The organism is Brevibacillus schisleri (genome assembly GCF_055685845.1).
Genome location: NZ_JBVNDM010000001.1, coordinates 1,087,882 through 1,105,258, shown reverse-complemented (window position 1 = coordinate 1,105,258; position 17,377 = coordinate 1,087,882). Strand labels below are relative to the sequence as shown.

At 41.8% G+C, this 17,377-nt stretch carries 18 protein-coding genes and 2 pseudogenes; 8 read left to right on the top strand and 12 right to left on the bottom strand.

What is annotated here, in order from left to right; translation table 11 throughout:
* Positions 1-119 precede the first annotated feature (119 nt).
* The gene (locus tag ACUUHJ_RS05580; protein ID WP_048031397.1) at positions 120-461 is read right to left on the bottom strand and encodes a hypothetical protein; all 342 of its coding nucleotides are present in this window, start codon (positions 459-461) and stop codon (positions 120-122) included.
* 172 nt (positions 462-633) lie between these two features.
* Between ACUUHJ_RS05580 and rlmD the strand changes: the two genes are divergently transcribed.
* A complete protein-coding gene (rlmD, locus tag ACUUHJ_RS05575; protein ID WP_472298433.1) occupies positions 634-2,016 on the top strand; it encodes a 23S rRNA (uracil(1939)-C(5))-methyltransferase RlmD in 1,383 nt (460 codons plus the stop codon).
* A gap of 152 nt (positions 2,017-2,168) precedes the next feature.
* Here the strand turns inward: rlmD and ACUUHJ_RS05570 are convergent, their stop codons facing one another.
* From ACUUHJ_RS05570 to tnpA, 5 genes are all read right to left on the bottom strand, one after another.
* Positions 2,169-2,276: a hypothetical protein gene (locus ACUUHJ_RS05570; protein WP_354142434.1), complete on the bottom strand. Its 108-nt coding sequence runs from the start codon at positions 2,274-2,276 to the stop codon at positions 2,169-2,171.
* A 41-nt stretch (positions 2,277-2,317) separates the two neighbouring features.
* Positions 2,318-2,542: a hypothetical protein gene (locus ACUUHJ_RS05565; RefSeq protein WP_472298432.1), complete on the bottom strand. Its 225-nt coding sequence runs from the start codon at positions 2,540-2,542 to the stop codon at positions 2,318-2,320.
* A gap of 254 nt (positions 2,543-2,796) precedes the next feature.
* Positions 2,797-3,207 carry a YjdF family protein gene (locus ACUUHJ_RS05560; RefSeq protein WP_289676345.1) on the bottom strand — a complete coding sequence of 137 codons (411 nt, stop codon included), beginning with the start codon at positions 3,205-3,207 and terminating at the stop codon, positions 2,797-2,799.
* Positions 3,208-3,820: 613 nt separating this feature from the next.
* Positions 3,821-4,912 (bottom strand): IS200/IS605 family element RNA-guided endonuclease TnpB, encoded by a 1,092-nt coding sequence (gene tnpB, locus ACUUHJ_RS05555; protein WP_472298431.1) that lies wholly within the window; start codon positions 4,910-4,912, stop codon positions 3,821-3,823.
* 2 nt (positions 4,913-4,914) lie between these two features.
* Positions 4,915-5,325 carry an IS200/IS605 family transposase gene (tnpA, locus tag ACUUHJ_RS05550; RefSeq protein ID WP_472301147.1) on the bottom strand — a complete coding sequence of 137 codons (411 nt, stop codon included), beginning with the start codon at positions 5,323-5,325 and terminating at the stop codon, positions 4,915-4,917.
* Between the two features lie 156 nt (positions 5,326-5,481).
* Between tnpA and ACUUHJ_RS05545 the strand changes: the two are divergent.
* Both ACUUHJ_RS05545 and ACUUHJ_RS05540 read left to right on the top strand, forming a co-directional pair.
* Positions 5,482-5,730 (top strand): annotated as a pseudogene (locus ACUUHJ_RS05545) (hypothetical protein); the annotation flags it as partial.
* Positions 5,731-5,786: 56 nt separating this feature from the next.
* Positions 5,787-6,356 (top strand): SF0329 family protein, encoded by a 570-nt coding sequence (locus ACUUHJ_RS05540; protein WP_472298430.1) that lies wholly within the window; start codon positions 5,787-5,789, stop codon positions 6,354-6,356.
* Positions 6,357-6,437: 81 nt separating this feature from the next.
* On the opposite strand, the gene ACUUHJ_RS05535 is transcribed toward ACUUHJ_RS05540, so the two are convergent.
* Positions 6,438-7,019 carry a type 1 glutamine amidotransferase family protein gene (locus ACUUHJ_RS05535; RefSeq protein ID WP_472298429.1) on the bottom strand — a complete coding sequence of 194 codons (582 nt, stop codon included), beginning with the start codon at positions 7,017-7,019 and terminating at the stop codon, positions 6,438-6,440.
* A gap of 221 nt (positions 7,020-7,240) precedes the next feature.
* Here ACUUHJ_RS05535 and istA (ACUUHJ_RS05530) point away from each other — a divergent pair, with 221 nt between their 5' ends.
* Complete coding sequence (istA, locus tag ACUUHJ_RS05530) at positions 7,241-8,749, top strand: IS21 family transposase (protein ID WP_472298428.1); 1,509 nt, start codon at positions 7,241-7,243, stop codon at positions 8,747-8,749.
* On the top strand, positions 8,746-9,489 hold the full coding sequence (gene istB / locus ACUUHJ_RS05525) for an IS21-like element helper ATPase IstB (protein ID WP_087349016.1): 744 nt from the start codon (positions 8,746-8,748) through the stop codon (positions 9,487-9,489). The genes istA (ACUUHJ_RS05530) and istB (ACUUHJ_RS05525) overlap by 4 nt, the downstream gene beginning before the upstream one ends.
* A 118-nt stretch (positions 9,490-9,607) precedes the next feature.
* On the opposite strand, the gene ACUUHJ_RS05520 is transcribed toward istB (ACUUHJ_RS05525), so the two are convergent.
* The 3 genes from ACUUHJ_RS05520 to ACUUHJ_RS05510 form a co-directional block, all read right to left on the bottom strand.
* Positions 9,608-9,940 carry an AzlD domain-containing protein gene (locus ACUUHJ_RS05520; protein ID WP_289676341.1) on the bottom strand — a complete coding sequence of 111 codons (333 nt, stop codon included), beginning with the start codon at positions 9,938-9,940 and terminating at the stop codon, positions 9,608-9,610.
* The gene (locus ACUUHJ_RS05515; protein WP_289676340.1) at positions 9,931-10,665 is read right to left on the bottom strand and encodes an AzlC family ABC transporter permease; all 735 of its coding nucleotides are present in this window, start codon (positions 10,663-10,665) and stop codon (positions 9,931-9,933) included. Before ACUUHJ_RS05515 ends, ACUUHJ_RS05520 begins: the two co-directional genes overlap by 10 nt.
* Before the next feature lie 82 nt (positions 10,666-10,747).
* A complete protein-coding gene (locus tag ACUUHJ_RS05510; RefSeq protein ID WP_012684714.1) occupies positions 10,748-11,557 on the bottom strand; it encodes a TrmB family transcriptional regulator in 810 nt (269 codons plus the stop codon).
* Positions 11,558-11,709: 152 nt separating this feature from the next.
* Here ACUUHJ_RS05510 and ACUUHJ_RS05505 point away from each other — a divergent pair, with 152 nt between their 5' ends.
* The 3 genes and pseudogenes from ACUUHJ_RS05505 to ACUUHJ_RS05495 form a co-directional block, all read left to right on the top strand.
* Positions 11,710-12,417 carry a DNA alkylation repair protein gene (locus tag ACUUHJ_RS05505; protein WP_289676339.1) on the top strand — a complete coding sequence of 236 codons (708 nt, stop codon included), beginning with the start codon at positions 11,710-11,712 and terminating at the stop codon, positions 12,415-12,417.
* Positions 12,418-12,541: 124 nt separating this feature from the next.
* Positions 12,542-13,246: an ABC transporter ATP-binding protein gene (locus ACUUHJ_RS05500; RefSeq protein ID WP_289676337.1), complete on the top strand. Its 705-nt coding sequence runs from the start codon at positions 12,542-12,544 to the stop codon at positions 13,244-13,246.
* 2 nt (positions 13,247-13,248) lie between these two features.
* Positions 13,249-15,069 (top strand): annotated as a pseudogene (locus ACUUHJ_RS05495) (ABC transporter permease); the annotation flags it as partial.
* 75 nt (positions 15,070-15,144) lie between these two features.
* On the opposite strand, the gene istB (ACUUHJ_RS05490) reads toward ACUUHJ_RS05495, so the two are convergent.
* Both istB (ACUUHJ_RS05490) and istA (ACUUHJ_RS05485) read right to left on the bottom strand, forming a co-directional pair.
* On the bottom strand, positions 15,145-15,864 hold the full coding sequence (gene istB / locus ACUUHJ_RS05490) for an IS21-like element helper ATPase IstB (RefSeq protein WP_092272886.1): 720 nt from the start codon (positions 15,862-15,864) through the stop codon (positions 15,145-15,147).
* Positions 15,861-17,363: an IS21 family transposase gene (istA, locus tag ACUUHJ_RS05485; RefSeq protein ID WP_472298126.1), complete on the bottom strand. Its 1,503-nt coding sequence runs from the start codon at positions 17,361-17,363 to the stop codon at positions 15,861-15,863. Before istA (ACUUHJ_RS05485) ends, istB (ACUUHJ_RS05490) begins: the two co-directional genes overlap by 4 nt.
* Positions 17,364-17,377: the final 14 nt, after the last annotated feature.

The following is a 17,377-nucleotide window of genomic DNA, read 5'->3' as shown; positions in this document are numbered from 1 at the left end:
GCCGAAACCCACTAGTTGTCAATCTTCTTGTCATTTGGCAGGAAAGCAACGACAAAAAAACGGGTTCCCTTTCGAGCTAATTCACTCAAAACGGTACCCGTTTTTCTCTTCGCTACACCCTATACTGCTTCGTAAATTGCTTCGTAACGCTTGCCGATTTCTTCATCAGTCAAACCAGCTTCACGCAGACGACCAATCAGTGCATTCGCCCAAATCTCAGTGCGCTGTGCCATTTTTGCGTATTTTTTCGCTTCCTTCACTTTGCGTTTGGAGCGATCTTCACCGTTTGACTTGAGGTTGTCGAGGATGAACAGCATGTGCATGGTATCTTCCTCGTTCAGCGTTTGCCAGCTATCGTTTAGAAACGCAGTTACCTTTTTGTAGTAGCCATCAAACTCGTCAAAAGAAATCTCAGTATCCATGTTGAGATATTCTTTCATTTTTTCAAATAGATCTTGCATCTAGCGTCACAACTCCCTCATTATTCTCCGCACTATTATAACAAAAACATAGCTGGACAGGAAGTTTCCATTATCTGTGAGGTTTTTCGAGGTACCTTCTCGCATACATGCAACGTCTCTCGTAATGCTCTATAATAGGGAAATACTGAATTGCTTGAGGAGAACGGAACAGATGACAACGCATAAAAAAGAACAAGACGCCAGCATCCGTGTCGGCCAGCAAATGACGCTCACGATCAAGAGCTTGGGCATTAATGGCGAAGGGATTGGCTATTTTAAAAGAAAAATCGTTTTCGTAGAGGGTGCCCTCCCTGGCGAGGTCGTCCATGCGGAAGTGACCGAGGCAAGAGAAAAATACGCGACCGCGCGTCTTTTACGTGTCGTTGAAAAATCAGCATCTCGCACGCAGCCCCCCTGTCCAGTCTATGCGGAGTGTGGCGGATGCAGCTTGCAGCACATGGATTATGCCGCACAGCTCGCAAGCAAGCAGGAAATCGTCATCGAGTCACTGCGCAAGTACGCTCGACTGAATCAGCCACCAGTCGCCCCTACGATTGGTATGGATAACCCATGGTCGTATCGAAATAAAGCACAGTTTCAGGTGGGCAAGGAAAAAGGCAAGCTCATCGCTGGACTGTATCAAACAGGCAGCCACAAGCTCGTCAACTTGGAAGGCTGTCAGGTGCAGCATGAAGCGACAACGAAAATCGTCCAAACAGCGAAGCAAATCATCGAGGAGCTCGGGATTCCGATCTACGACGAGAAAAAACGGACGGGCGCCATCCGTACCATCGTAGCTCGTGTTGCTTTTGCTACGGGTGAAACGCAATTAACACTTGTAACGGCTACACCAGAAATTCCACGGGTGAAAGAGCTGCTTTTGGAGCTCCGCACGAGACTGCCTGAGCTGGTAGGAATCGCGCAAAACGTAAACAACCAAAAAACGTCACTCGTTTTTGGTGACAAGACCGTATCCTTATGGGGCAAGGCTTCCATCGCTGAAAAGCTAGGTGAGCTGTCCTTCGACTTGTCGGCTCGTGCCTTCTTCCAATTGAATCCCGAGCAGACACAAAAGCTGTACAATCAGGTGAAAACGGCGGCTGGACTGACCGGAAAAGAGCTCGTGCTCGATTTGTATTGCGGGACAGGGACGATTGGTTTATGGCTCGCTCCTTATGCCCGCGAGGTACGCGGGATTGAGCTGATTCCTGAGGCTGTCGAGGATGCCAATCGCAATGCAGAGCGTAACCAAGCGGCGAATGCCAGCTTTCACGTGGGGCGTGCCGAGGTCTTGATGCCGAAATGGGCCAAGCAAGGAACTCGACCAGATGTCGTCGTAGTCGACCCGCCGCGGACTGGCCTGGATGATGCGCTGATTCGTTCCTTGTTGGATGTGCAGCCGAAGAAGATTGTGTATGTGTCTTGTAATCCTTCTACGCTGGCGAAGGATGTTGGGAAGCTGATGCAGCGGTATGAGTTGAAGAGCGTGCAGCCGGTGGATATGTTCCCGCATACGGCGCATGTGGAGTCAGTGACGCTCTTGACGTTGAAATAGGTGTTAAAGAAAAGGCTAAATTCCCTTGATGTAATGGGAGTTTAGCCTTTCTCATTTGAAATAGTAGGTTTCTTTTTGTCGCTTTTCGGAGGTTTTGGAAATAATTATTTTTTGAGAAATAAGTTATGTCCTCCTTTTCGTAGTCCTAGTGTTTAGGATGCGATTTTTTCGATAGTATGGGCGTAAAATTGATCGGGTTTTGCTTCATTTAGAGATTGATGAGGGCGCTCCTGGTTATAAAATTGGACATAACGAGCTATCTCTCTGAACTCTTAACGAACTTCATCATCAATACACCATCTTACAGTTCAGCAGAATAATAATTTTCGTTTAAATTTTCAGTTGAATATTGATATTCGAGAATTGCATCTGCCATTTCTTGAGTGAATCTCCCCTTAAAATACGGTATATTTAGCTTAGTTCCAACTTGAAAATCTTCATCACAACAATTAATATCAATGTGTTCTATTATTGTTTTAACTGGATCGCTTAAATCAGCCCATTTTAAATTACATTGATTATTCACCACTTTCTTCCTCCTTAAAATTATCTTTTCATTACATCAGAAGTTAAGTCATAGGAGGTGAACCCCTCCTTTTAGACAGTCTACAGAAGCACAAGGCAAGGACAATTACAGGAGTTGTTTCCCCCTACATTTCAAAATTCTCCTTTCTATCAAGCTTTATGAACAGGGCTTTTTACATAACAAAAAGAAGTGGGGCTATCACCACTAAAAAAAGATGATGATAGCCCACGTACTTGAATAAAAAGCTATCCAAATTATTTACCACGATGCTTAGCTTTAGCTTTTTGAAGTCTTAATTCTCTTTTTCGTTCCTTCATTTCGTCTCTTTGCTGACGAGTGTATACTTTTTTCTCTTTTTTTCTCTTCTCATGCTCCAATTTCAAAGCCTCTTGAGCATAAGAAGAGATTCCTTTCATGCTTAGTTCGCGAGCCACTTGTCTGGCTAAACGTTTTGGATTAACCCTTCGGTCACAAGAGGTATGAATATCCACCTCTTGTGATAATTTGTTCGTGACTTCATGAATATTTTTCTGGATGAACTCCAGAATTTCATTATCCTTTGGTTCAGAACCAAATAAATATCTGCCCGCTTTTAACTTACCGTAATCATTTTCCTCTACAACACCTACCCAAAATTGACCATCATAGTAGACAGTCAGCTTCATAAATATTCCCCCTCAAAAGTATTACGGGTAACGATGGACATCCCGAGGGGGGAAGGTTACTGACATGGACAAAATTATGGCCATGCGTTCGGACTACCAACCGAACCGTGTTTTTTCGTTCCCGTTGCAAAATTACTGGCTCATATTGTATCATTCATCCCCTAAAATTTCCACGGGAACGCCGCCCTAATACACGATTTATCATATCGCCTTCATTCGTTACACCCTTTCCTTTATCTTGACAGGAATTGTAATATCGCAAAGGCTATGTATGCAGCAACTATTAAAAACATGAAATACATGCTTGCAGTCAGCACAGCGTAAAGGAAAAGGAACTCATTGAGGTCGTTTTAACACACATTCTGAATAATGCAAATGCCATTAACGAAGATTATATAGCAGTATTAAGAACCTTCTGCAATATTTTAAGTTTGTATGGAAAGGTATCCTCTATTATTGTTTTGGTATTGTTCTCCCAGTCTTCTCTTATCATGGCATACCCAACAGAATCAATTGACACTCCCCATGCCTAAAGGCGGGGGATTCTTGGGTAGTCACTCCTAACGGAGTGAATTTTACCAAGCTATCCCTGTGTGTCCCACAGTTTAGTTGACTACGCCAACAATCGAAGTCCTTCTTGCTCGATATTGATCGCAGCGTTTTGGTCACGATCATGTTGCACGCCACAGTGCGGGCATATCCAACTGCGCAAGTTGAGACTTTTCACTTCTTTGTTGCGGTATCCACAGTTTGGAGTTGAGCAGAGCTGGCTTGAAGGAAATTGTTTTCCAACAATAGAGACCTTTCTTCCATACCATTCTGCCTTATACTCCAACATCGTACGAAACATAGACCACGAAGCATCTGCAATGGATTTGGCTAACTTGTGATTTTTGACCATATTTTCCACTTGCAAGTCCTCCAAACAGATCACTTGGCTTTCGTTGATCAGCTTGGTTGACAGCTTATGTAGGAAATCGTTACGGGTATTTGCAATTTTTTCGTGAAGTCGAGCTACTTTGGTACGCGCCTTGTTCCGGTTGTTGCTGCCTTTTTTTCTACGAGATTGAATCCGTTGCCACTTCGCCAGTTGCTTTTCATACTTGCGATAGTATTTGGGATTTGCCACCTTCTCACCAGTAGAGAGAATGGCGAAATCCTTGATTCCAAGGTCAATCCCAACTGTTCGTTCTACTTGTGGGAGTAATTTACACTCCGTTTCACACAATACGGATACAAAGTATTTACCTGAAGGATTGCATCTTATCGTAGCTGATAGGATTCGCCCTTCAACTTCTCTAGATTTAGCATACGATACCCATCCCAACTTAGGAAGTTTGATGCGATTCCCTTCTATTTTGATGTTCATCTTGCATGTATAGGATTGCTTTGGGTTCTTCTTGCTCTTGAATTTGGGATAGCCTTTTTTCTCCTTGAAAAACTTTTTGTAGGAGGAATCCAAATCTTTTAAGGTTGATTGCAGGGCAGTGGAGTCCACTTCTTTCAACCATTCGATTTCTTTTTTAAGTTGTGTGAGCAAAGCAGAACAGTCGTTGTAATTCAACGTTTTGTTTTCTTGTTCGTAAGCATCTTTTCGTTTCGCAAGAAAGTGATTGAATACAAAGCGAGTACATCCAATTGTCTTGTTGATGAGTGTTGCTTGTTCTTTGTTTGGATACAAACGGAATTTGTAGGCTCTATGCAAGTTCAATCATTCCTTTCTTTTTGAGACTCAATGTAGTTCTTAATCACATCGAGTTGCACCGTGCCAACCGTTGCTACAAAGTAGGAGTTTGTCCATAGCGAGGGAAGTCTACTTTTGAGATGTCTAAATTCCATCCGCAACACTCTAGAGGTATAGCCCTTCAAATGTTTTACCACTCGGTGGATTCCGAATTGCGGATCGCATTTGATGAGCAAATGAACATGATCAGGCATGATTTCCATTTCAACAACTTCCGCACGTAACTCCGCTACCTTTTCAAGAAGCAACTCTTTTAATCGAATGTCTACTGGCTCTTTCAAAACCTTTTTACGATACTTCGGACAGAAAACAACGTGATATTTACAGTCAAATACGAGATTGTGGTTACTTTCCACTGATCTATTCAAAACCATCACCCATGGTTAATTATACCACTTCGTTAGATAGAGGAGAAATATCTAACAAAAAAGAACTATTTTTGTTTGCTCTTAGCACCCCCTACAGGGGATGCAGAGCAAAGTGCCTTATATCCCCATAGCTAAAGCAAGGGGTTTTACGGCACGAGTGATAAAGACATCCAAGCATATAATCCTTATACAAATAAAGATAATTTATCAAGCTATGATATGATAGCGAAGTATTTACCGGTCCTTCATTTCAAAAAGCTTGTCGATACAATTAGAGCTGATAGCATCGACACATATGAAGACAACATAAACTTTCAAGTGAGCAGCGAGGTTTGTCGTGGTATGTTACTTTGTGCTACTTACGGAACAATCTATGCCAATAATAAGCTAGAAGTTACGCATAATTGTTAATAAAAGAGTAACTGCCGTAAATACTGGCAGAAGGCTTTGTGAACATAGGAGGATACATGTCCTGGAGCAAATTGAAGAAACAACTGGAGAGCTTTCTCTGTCCTGCGTTAGATGGAAGGGTCGAATACAGTGCAACCGCTTACCGTTATTTACCTGATAAAGCCGGAATTTGTTATATTGCCGTAGATAAAAAGAACATACTTAATATGAAAGATATAACTAGCTCAATTAAATGGTATCAGACGGAGCAGGAAATTAAGAATGATTCAGATATCCAAATTCCTATCAGCAATGAAGAAATGGAAGCAGTCAGAAAAGATACCAAGGGAACCGTTCCGGAGGATCGCCTAAAAGTAATTGCAAGAAATAGAAAAATATCAGAATATGCTAAGGAGCTTTTGTCAGCACAGTCATCATTAAGTAAATCAAATTTTATCGTTGTGGCTAATCAATTTTTATCTATTTCTATAGAGGAAAGCATAGAGAGCAATGATATCTTATTGAATATTCTAGCCTTGGTGGACAGAAGGGTTGGGAAAAAGAGGATTTTAAATATGTCCGAGAAGATGAAGTTAAAGCATCCAATTGTGCAGTATTTCTATGAATTACGGCTTAGCACATTATGAACCGAAGACCATGAGTATCTGAATATAAAAGGAAAGCACCCAAGCGTGAATGCTCTCGTGCTTTCCTATCAAACCAAACGGTTAAGAGGGAAAGTAGCCCTTTTTAAATAATTCGTACCATTGATTCAATTCATCGCCTTCTAATACGGCCAACCTCCCCAAAATATGTCTTGAAAACTCCAATGCACCGCTTCCATTCGCAGTGATGAGATTCTCGTCCCGGATTGACTGACCCTCTACATAATGTTGATCTCCTCTGTAGTTCGGAGCCCCTTCCTTCAAATAAGCTAACGTATTACCTGTATGTTTGTGATTGTCCAAAAATCCGTGATTCCCCAAAAAAGTCGTAGCATCACAGATGGCAGCGACAGGAATATCCTTGCTCACACAATAATCAACTACTACTTTTGCGTGCTGATTCTTTTCTTCTCTCCATCCCGTTCCGCCAGGGATGATTAACATGGCGATATCCACATTCGGATTGAATTCGCTTACGCTATAATCGGGAAGGACCGTTAACCCACCCATCGAAACTTTAGGTTCCTGATCGATGGCGATTGTCTTTACACGATATCCTGTTCCTGGCTTGTTCAGCTCTGAACTGACGTAACTTGCCTCCCAATCAGCAAAACCATCCGTAATAAAAATCAACACTTCCTTCAAAGTGATTCCCTCCTTGTAATGTTTTGTACAAATGAATTGTAAAACAACTTCACTGACAGTTATGGTCAGGAAAGAAAACGGAATCACATGAACAATGTGTGAATGCTAATCTAATTATTGACCACTTTGCAGTATAACGCTCAAAAAAAAATTGACCACCTGAGCACCTCTTTCCTATATCTTGAAGTTGCTGAGACTAACAAGATATAGGAGGAAAGGAAATGCTTCAGATGGCTAATTATGAGTTTATCAGGAAACAGCACTTCGTGCTAGGCAAACCGATTCGTCAAATTTCCAGAGAGACAGGATATTCTCGGCAAGTCATACGTAAAGCCTTAACAACAACAGAAATTCCTGTATACAAGCTTTCTAAACCGAAGCCGAAACCAGTCATTGAATCCGTTAAACCAATCATCTTGGAATGGCTGCGTCAAGATGAACATGCTCCTCCAAAGCAGCGACATACTGCCAAACGCATCTATCAAAGACTCGTAGAAGAATATGGCTTCATAGGCGGCGAATCAACCGTTCGTGGCTATGTTAGACAATTACGAGTTTCTCCGCCAAAAGCGTACGTTCCTCTTGAATTCCCACCAGGGAAGTTTGCTCAATTCGACTGGGGAGAGGTGGATATCCTACTGTTTGGAAAGCAAGTTACCGTCCAGGTATTCTGTTTGCGCTGCACGTATAGCCGGAAAATATTTATCCAAACATTCTTTCATCAAAAGCAGGAAGCACTTTTACAAGGTCATGTAAATGCTTTCGAGTTTCTTGGAGCCGTACCTCAAACCATTGTCTACGACAATTTAAAGACAGCTGTGAAAAAAATTCTGGAGGGGAAAAATCGAGAAGAACAGGAACGGTTTACCCAATTACGAGCACACTATTTGTTCGAAAGTTACTTTTGCGAGCCCGCAAAAGGGAATCAAAAAGGACAGGTCGAGAACCTTGTGAAAATGGTCAAACAGCAGTTTTTTACGCCAATGCCCTCCGTATCCTCTTTAGATGAACTAAATCGTTGGCTATTGGAAAAATGCGTGTCTTATGAAAAGACTAAGGTTCCGCGATCAACCATTACAGTGGCGGATGCTTTTATTGAAGATAAGGAGCGTATGTTGCCACTTCCGCCTCAGCCTTTAGATTGCTGTCGAATGGTAACCGTCAAGAGCAATTCGCTCTCCTTGATTACCTTTGAGCAAAACGCGTACTCTGTACCTGTTTCATATGCATCAAAGGAGTTAGTATGCCGAGTTTACGCTGATGATCTTGCGATCTATCATAATGGAGAGCTAATCGCTACCCATAAACGCTGTTTTGAAAAAGGAAAAGAGATTTTCGATTATGACCATTACCTCGATCTCATGTTGATCCGTCCTGGATCTGTTCTTTACGCTCGGCCCTTGCAGAAGGCCAAATTCCCTGATGTTTATCACCAGTTTCTAGATCGGTGCAAACATCGGTCTGGAGGAATGAAAGACTTTATTCGTATTCTCTTATTGCATCGGGAGTTCGAGCCCACCTTAGTGGAGAATACATTGCGCGAATCAGCCCAAAAAGGGATTTTCCAGTACGATGCCGTAAGGCAACTTCTTCTCCAACGAACAATACCAGAGCATCGGGTTCCGTCTCTTGCTTTTGAGACTGACAGCCATGTCCCTGTTATCCGAGTAAAGTCCCCTAATCTTACTCAGTACAATGACTTGTTGCGAAAAAGGAGTGTGGTTCATTGAGTACATCATTTTTACTTGAAGCCTATGCAAAACGTCTACGGTTGCCCGCAATCAAGAAATCCTATAAGGAAATGGCTCATGATGCCATGGAGCGTCAAATCCCTTATGAAGATTTTCTCTTGGCTCTTTTGGAGCAAGAGGTTTTGCAACGAGATGCGAATCAAATTGCATCCCGCACCAAACAAGCAAAGTTCCCTACAATTAAAACCATAGACCAATATGATTTTTCAGTCATGCCAGCTCTAAATAAACCGAAGGTTCTCCAGCTTTCTCGTTGCGAGTACATCGAGAAGGCTGAGAATGTAATCTTTATCGGAAATTCAGGCACCGGGAAAACACATTTATCGATTTCCCTTGGGATGGAGGCTTGCCGTCACGGTTACACTGTTCAATTCTGGACAGCAGCCAAACTGTGTAATGAGCTGATGGAGGCGCAATCAGAGAGGCGCTTGCTTCAATTGGAGAAACAATGGTTAAAAGTCGATCTAGCCATTCTTGATGAGGTAGGCTTTGTTCCTTTAAGTAAAACAGGTGCTGAGCTACTATTTCAATTTTGTGCTGCTCGTTATGAAAAAGGAAGCATGATCCTTACTAGCAATTTGGACTTCGCTAACTGGACTCAAGTGTTCAAAGATGAACAAATGACGGCCGCTTTAGTGGATCGACTTACACACCGAGCTCACATTTTTGCAATGAACGGTGATAGTTACCGATTTAAGCAAAGTCTGAAGCAATCGTGATCATGAAAAAGTTACCCACCCGTCGGGTGGAATAATTTTTGCCATGGTGGTCAATTTTTTGATGAGCACGGTGGTCAACATTTTGATTGACATTCACACAATGAACAAATTGAAGCGATCAAGCCGGAAACAAAAAACGTAATACCATCACGACAATAATGCCTGCGAGAACAGTTACCAGTAAGCTACGTGTTTTTATCGCAATGAAAAAGGTTGGTATGGCTGCTAAAAGTTCAACATGATTCAAAGAAAAAGAAATATTTTCACCGTTTTTAAATATCTCTTGCGCTACTAGAGCAGCCATAACAGATATGGGGACATAGCTTAACCATCGTGTTGCCCACTCTGGCAATTGAAAACGACTCAGTACCATAAGAGGAAGGACTCTAGGGATGAAAGTAACAATAGCTGTTCCTACAATGATCAAAAAAACATCCCATCTTACTTCCATTTTTCCAACACCATCCCTATCGTTGAAGCAAAAATTGTAGCAACAATAACTCCCATACTGCCAGACAACACTGAACTGGCTCCCACAACAATAACAACTGCGATGATCGCAACAACCACATCACGTACAATTTTTTTTCGACTTAACATCGAAAGTACCAAAAGTCCAATAAACATCGCTGTCAAAGCAAAATCCAAACCTAATGTTTCAGGATTCGAAATCCATTGTCCCAAGAATGCTCCGGCTATATTGGCTGCGCACCAGTTTAAATAAGCCGTTATATTTAGACCGTGCATCCATTTTTCACTAATGTAATTCTTTTTTGCAGCTTCGTTGATCGCAACACCAAACGACTCATCGGTAAGTAGAGACCCTACCAGCATGTTTCTAAGCGGAGAAAGATGCCGAAAATATGGTGCCAGGGCTGCACTAAGTAAAAGATGCCGAAGATTAACAAAGAAAATGGTAATAATAATGGTAGTAATCGAACTGCTTGCTACCATCATTCCGGCAGCGATAAATTGGGCGGAGCCAGCATAAAGAATTAAACTCATCAGGGCTATTTCCGCTATACTCAGACCCGCTGTTTTTTCGATAACACCAGCAGCAAATCCAATACTTAAATAACCCAGCAACGTAGGGATACAATCCTTTACACCTTGGCGAAAAGTATCCTTATCTCTTGAATCTGCCACCGTTTCGATTTGATCATTTGCCAGACCCATTTTATCCCTCCTTCGTCTTATTTACATTCAGGGAGTTATTGTGATAACTACTATGAAAAAATGAAAGAAAATACGGTTCAAATTACTTGAACCGTTTTCCTGTAACCACGTGGAACAGGTCAGGATGGTTAATCCAGACAGCTTCGGCTTTCTCGGGGCCAACTTCCTTAACTAATTGCGCAAACATAATGTCGTGCCTGATGTACTCCACTGCTACTAATACAAGTGCTGGGTCTTGTGTTTTTATAGCCCATGCAGCAGTATTGGGAGCGAAATTTGCTATTAATACTTCTTCATTGTCCCGGGAGACAATAGTTAAACGACCACTCATACGTTCCTCTGCTACTTTCGGAGACATGTAATCATGATGAGTGGTTGCCCCTAACTCCGTATCGGGTGCTCCAAACAACATAGAAAATACAGGAACACCTTCTTTTACCCGCTTATCTACGTCCTGTTTAATAAAAGAAATCTGTGGTTGCCAAATCGATAACCAAAGTTCTTCTCGGGCTTTGTTTATCATATCAACCATTTCTGTGATAACCAATTCATCGGTACTAATGCGTCGAACTACGTCTACTTGCTGTTCACTTTCTAATGCAGATAGATTTTTTTCAAGATAATCAAATGATTGCTCGAAGGAATTACGTAATCGCGTGATTAATTCTTTTGCTGGCAAAGGAGAGTAGGTCAGAGGTTCAGACGGTACCGTATAAACTGCTCCTTTATCTAGCAATTTCCCCAATACCTCATAAATCATGGAACGCGGTACACCCGATCTTTTACTAATTTCATATCCAGTTATAGGAGACTGCTTTAAAAGCCCGATATATGCTTTGCACTCATATTGTGAAAATCCCAATTTCTGAAGCTCTTTATAGATTTCATCCAAAGAAAGCCACCACCTTTCATGCTTACCTTTAGTCTTTCGTGGTTATGATAATAACCTCTACGTTTTATGGTAGTTATTATAATAATCACTAATAATATCGTCAATCATTTTCATGATACTTTTAGAGAAAACAACGGAAGAAGGGATATACGATGGATGTAGGGATGGTCATGCAAGAGCTTGAAGCTCTCGGCAAGGAACGAACCAAGAAAATTTATCTATCCAATGGCGCTCACGAACCACTTTTTGGCGTAGCTACAGGCGCTATGAAGCCCATGGCGAGAAAAATCAAGATCAATCAACCCTTGGCTGAGCAGCTTTACGCTACCGGGAACTACGACGCCATGTACTTTGCTGGTGTGATCGCAGACCCAAAAGCAATGACCAAGGCGGATTTTGATCGGTGGATGGATTCCGCTTATTTTTATATGCTGTCCGATTATGTGGTTGCCGTAACCTTATCGGAAGCAGATATTGCCCAAGAAGTTGCCGATCAATGGATCGCAAGCGGCGAAGAGCTCAGAATGTCTGCGGGCTGGAGCTGTTACTGCTGGCTTTTGGGTAATCGCCCCGATCATGAATTTTCCGAAAACAAACTTACCCATATGCTTGAAACTGTGAAAAAAACGATTCACGATGCTCCCGAACGCACGAAATACGCTATGAATCAATTTATTTACACCGTGGGAACCTCCTATTTGCCACTCCATGATAAGGCGGTCGAAATCGCGAAAGAAGTAGGTCCGGTAGAAGTCCAAAAAGATAAAGCAAAAAGCAAGTTCCTAAACGCTTTGGATCAAATTCAAAAGGCAGTAAATAAAGGTCAGCTTGGCTTCAAACGGAAACATGTGAGGTGTTAACAGCGCGAACAAACTCCTTCTGGAGACTGAGGTCAAAATACATCGACTGCGGGATGTAACCACTTCTCCTTGGTATATTATGGTAGGTAAGCTTCGGAAATTAAGATACGAGGAGATGTAGTCCGTGAAGACGTTAATCGAATTCAAAAGAGTAACGAAAGAATACAAAATCGGAGAAGTGCCAATCAAGGCGCTTAATGGTGTTGATTTTTCCATAGCGGAGGGAGAATTTGTCGTTATTTTGGGTGCAAGTGGCGCTGGTAAAAGTACGATTTTGAATTTGCTAGGCGGAATGGATACGGCTACCTCAGGTCAAGTATTTGTTGGCGACCAAGAAATCACCACATTCAACGAAAAAAAATTAACGCAATTCCGCGGTGAGAAAGTTGGCTTTGTCTTTCAATTTTATAACTTAATTCCGAATTTAAACGCTCTCGAAAATGTTGAATTTGCCACAGAGGTATGCAAAAACCATCTGGATGCGAAAGAGATTTTACATAAAGTTGGATTACAAAATCGCATGAAGAACTTCCCTTCTCAGCTCTCTGGTGGCGAACAACAAAGAGTTGCAATCGCGAGAGCTGTTGCCAAAAATCCTTTGCTCTTACTTTGTGATGAACCAACCGGAGCATTGGATTATGTAACAGGTAAGTCCGTCTTAAAGCTTCTCCAGGATTTGAACAAAGAAACGAAAAAATGCGTCGTATTGGTCACACATAATTCCGCGATTGCTCCAATGGCTGACAAGGTTATTAAGGTAAAAAGCGGGATGATTGAAAGCGTTACCATTAATCAGGAAAAGCAAAGTGTGGAAGGGATTGAGTGGTGATCATGAAATTATTTTTAAAATTAGGAAGGGATATCAAACAATCGATCGGGCAATTTATCGCCTTTGTTTTGGTTATCGCAGTAGGAGCCTTTTTCTATGGAGGGCTCGTAACTTATAGCAATAATCTTAGTACTTATACAGAAGGTTATTTTCAAGAACATAACATAAGCGACCTGTATGTATTTTACAATCAAATCTCCCAAAATGATGTCGCTGTTTTAAGGGAAATAGAAGGCATTAAAAAAATAGAAGCACGTTATACCTTTGATGCCACGCAAGCCTTTAAAGGCGAAAAAGCTACATTGAAGATTCATTCCATCCCTGTCAAAAACGAGATTAACACCATTACTCTGATTGAGGGCAAAATCCCGTCCAAAAAGAATGAGATAGTAGTAGATTCGCGTTATGCAAAAGAACATCTTTTTCAAGTCGGTGATGAAATCAGCATTCGTGCGAATGAAAGAAATTTTACATTTACCATTAGCGGTCTGGGTGAGAATGTCGAACATGCCAAAAAGAACGAAATACAAGACCATAAAACCTACGGAGTCGCTTATATAGCCGAAGAGACCCTCTCTGAAATCTTAGGTGGCCTTTCTTATAATGAGATCATGATCGATGCTACAGAAGGTTACGATATAGATAAATTAGGTCAATCCATTCAAACACACTCCAAGCACCTTCCTTATGTAAATCAAGTAAGGAAAGAACGGACTTTCAGCTATTCGAAAATTAATGAGACGATCCAAAACAATAAATTGATGAGTATGGTTATCCCGTCCGTTCTCTTTTTGATTGTCGCCATTATCCTGTTTCTTACCATGTCGAGAATGATTGATTCTCAAAGAAACCAAGTAGGGATTATGAAGGCTTTAGGTGTCAAAAACAGAAGCATCATGCTTCATTACATGGGATACCCAGTGCTGGCTAGCATCATTGGCTCAATCATTGGTTGTGCGATTGCCGCACTCGTATTTGTTCCATTCGTAACGGCATCGAGTGCAAGAGCCTACTCTCTGCCTGGCATTACATACTCCCTTTCTTTTTACACTTTCATTCCTCCCATTATTTTCTCCAGTGCTTTTGGAATCCTTGCGTGTTACTTAAGTGGTAGAAGCATATTAAAAGAATGTGCGGCTCAGGCTATGCGTCCCAAACCGCCAAAGAAGATGAAAACACTATTGATAGAAAGAATTCCAGGTATTTGGAGTCATATTTCCTATAGCTACAAACTCATCTTAAGAAACATTTTCCTCAATAAACAAAAAGCGATAGCGAGCTCCATTGGTGTTGTTGTAAGCACCGTCTTATTGATCACTGCTTTTGGTACTCAATCTGCCCTGCAAAAAGTAGCGAGTCAAATGGAAGAGGTTTATACGTATGATTTACGAGTAGATTATATGCTGGGAACATCTGGTGATACGGTAAAACTCCCCTCCGGGATAAAAAATGGTTATTCTTTATCCACCTTTCCTGTTGAATTCATAAAAGGTAATGAAAAAGATAATGCCACTCTTATTGTTACTGAAAAAGAAAACACTCTCATTCATTTCTTTGACGATAATAATAATCGGATCACCTTGGGAAATAATGGTGTGCTGGTACCGAAATCCTATGCCGACAAATATCAAATTTCAGCAGGAGATACGATCCCTATCACATTCAAAGCCCCAGAGCTTCAAAACAAATCTGTAGATATGAAGGTTTTACATATATCTACGCAGTATTCGAATCCTTCGTTTTATATCACACCAGACTATTTAATGGGCTTTGGCATAGACTACAGCCCAACCTCGCTTTTCGTTGAAGCAAATAGCTCTGCAGTGTATTTGGCAAGTAAAAAGTGCAGAGTTCGGCAGCCATTTTGTGCATAGCCTTGCCAGGCTAAATTTTTATTATTAACGGTGGGAAAGAGCATGCCGAAGGCGATAACTCTCTCCTGTGAAAGCTACGATGTGAGCATGATGCACAAGACGGTCAATCAAGGCAGCGGTTAAACGGTTATCTCCGAAAACCGTATTCCATTGGCTGAATTCCAAATTCGAGGTAACAATGACACTGATTCGCTCATAACATTCTGAGATTAGATGGAAAAGTAGGTCAGCACCATCCTTGTGAAACGGAACAAATCCTAACTCATCTAAGATTAGTAAATCAGCATCCATTAATTCCTTCTGAAATCTCGGTAGATTGCCAGCATGAAACTTGGTTTGCAAAATGGAAACCAACTCTGCAACCCGATAAAACCTCACATTTTTCCCCTGTTTACACGCCTCTACACCAATTGCCGTGGCCAGATGCGTCTTTCCTGTGCCTACGGCACCCAGCAAAATAACATTTTCCTTTCGTTCTACAAACGAGCCTCTCTTCAATTCCTCAATCGTTACACTCTCAGGTAGCGAAACCGACTCGAAAGAGTACCCTTCAAAAGTCTTTATTTGCGTAAATCTTGCTTTCTGTAACAATCGTCGGATTTTTCCCTGCTCACGGGAACTTCGTTCCGCTGATAGAACCGCATGAAGAAACTGAGTTGGGTGTTCAAACGGTACTTGATCATAGATATTCATGACATGTGCTAATCTCATCTGCTTGCATAGTTGACGTAATTCTTCTCTCATTTTCGTACCTCCGTCCGTTGAAGTTGATCATATCTCGAAAGATCTGGCTGATACCCAACGAAAACAGACGGTGTTCGATTGTCTTTCATAGGTGTTGGGATTATCTCTGGATGACGTAAACGGTACAGAACATGCTCCAATCGACTCACATCATCCTGCTTTTCTTGCGTAAGGCATCTTTCGATCTCCTCAATTTGGTATGTTCTTAGCATTCGAATGATCCAGCCGATTCTTGCTTTGCGACTTTTTCCTTCCACAGATTGAAGAAAAGCTTTTGTTTGGCTGGGAAGCAAAGCAAGGACAGAACTGTAATCGAGAGCCTTCGGCCTATTATAAAGTGGCTCCAACAGCGTTTGCAGATCAATTGGGATCGGCTCGTCTATATATCCCCTTGGTAGTGAAATGAGGACTTCATAGCTGTCATTTAGTACGTCTACTTTGTTCCACCAATACTTCAGCCATACTCGTTCGTGAGAACGGATAGATGGAACCTTTAACGTTTTTTGATCAACGAGAACTTCACCGTATCCATTGGCTTTTACGGATTCTAAACGGAAAGCCTCGTAAGGTACGAGAGGAAGTTCCAAAAGCTTGATTTTCTCTCGCTCCCAAAGCTCTTGCTGTAAGACTCCCTTCGCATAATGGAGTCTTTTCAAATCCTCAAAGGCTTGCTGATTGATAACATACTGTAGTTGTTCCAAATCATTGGCTACAGGTAATGGAACACACCAATTTCTTCGTGCATAACCAACTTTATTCTCAACATGTCCTTTTTCGTTTCCCTGAGCTGGATTACAAAATACAGGCTGGAAGCGATAGTGAAGAGCAAATCGTTGAAATTCGTCTGTAAGCTTTCTCTTTCCATCGGTTCCTACAGATACAACTGCCGCTGAAAGATTGTCAAACCAGATTCGATTAGGCACTCCGCCGCTCATCTCAAATAACCGCCGTAACCCTTCCAAGAAACACTCGGTGTTCTCCTTCGGAGTAACAAAAACAAATGCCGCGTTGCTGTAAGGGTAGGAGAGGATCAACATTTTCCGCTCTACCAGTTCACCGCCAATAATTGCTTGAAATGTTCCAAAGTCCGCCTGAGCTTCTCCACCTGGATGTTTTAAACGAATATAAGGTTCCGATTTTTCGATTTGCAGTTCTAACTTCCGCTTGGCAACATAGTACCGTACGGTACGATCTGATCCTGCAAAGCCAAATTCGGAAACAAGGCGATCATAGATACGTTTTGCCGTGTGCCTCTGCTTTTTGGGGCGGGTTTGATCTTCCATAAGCCAAGTATCCACTTGCTCACGATAAGCTTCCATAATAGGGAATTTTCCTCGAAGAGGACACTCTTCTTTGTTCCAGTCCGAACAATCTGCATATTTCTTTGCTGTTCTCCAGTTAACACCAGTTTGTTCTGCTATCTGGGAGATCGATTGATCTTTTACGTCCCGCAAGTATTTGATATAGTATTGTTGAGCCATTGCCAGCATTCCTTTCATCCCTCTCCTATCTG

Excerpts from the sequence above, each read along its gene's own strand:
- ACUUHJ_RS05580 (WP_048031397.1), bottom strand. The coding sequence starts at position 461 with ATGCAAGATCTATTTGAAAAAATGAAAGAATATCTCAACATGGATACT.
- rlmD (WP_472298433.1), top strand. The coding sequence starts at position 634 with ATGACAACGCATAAAAAAGAACAAGACGCCAGCATCCGTGTCGGCCAG.
- ACUUHJ_RS05560 (WP_289676345.1), bottom strand. The coding sequence starts at position 3,207 with ATGAAGCTGACTGTCTACTATGATGGTCAATTTTGGGTAGGTGTTGTA.
- tnpA (WP_472301147.1), bottom strand. The coding sequence starts at position 5,325 with ATGGTTTTGAATAGATCAGTGGAAAGTAACCACAATCTCGTATTTGAC.
- ACUUHJ_RS05540 (WP_472298430.1), top strand. The coding sequence starts at position 5,787 with ATGTCCTGGAGCAAATTGAAGAAACAACTGGAGAGCTTTCTCTGTCCT.
- istA (WP_472298428.1), top strand. The coding sequence starts at position 7,241 with ATGCTTCAGATGGCTAATTATGAGTTTATCAGGAAACAGCACTTCGTG.
- ACUUHJ_RS05520 (WP_289676341.1), bottom strand. The coding sequence starts at position 9,940 with ATGGAAGTAAGATGGGATGTTTTTTTGATCATTGTAGGAACAGCTATT.
- ACUUHJ_RS05515 (WP_289676340.1), bottom strand. The coding sequence starts at position 10,665 with ATGGGTCTGGCAAATGATCAAATCGAAACGGTGGCAGATTCAAGAGAT.
- ACUUHJ_RS05505 (WP_289676339.1), top strand. The coding sequence starts at position 11,710 with ATGGATGTAGGGATGGTCATGCAAGAGCTTGAAGCTCTCGGCAAGGAA.
- istB (WP_092272886.1), bottom strand. The coding sequence starts at position 15,864 with ATGAGAGAAGAATTACGTCAACTATGCAAGCAGATGAGATTAGCACAT.
- istA (WP_472298126.1), bottom strand. The coding sequence starts at position 17,363 with ATGAAAGGAATGCTGGCAATGGCTCAACAATACTATATCAAATACTTG.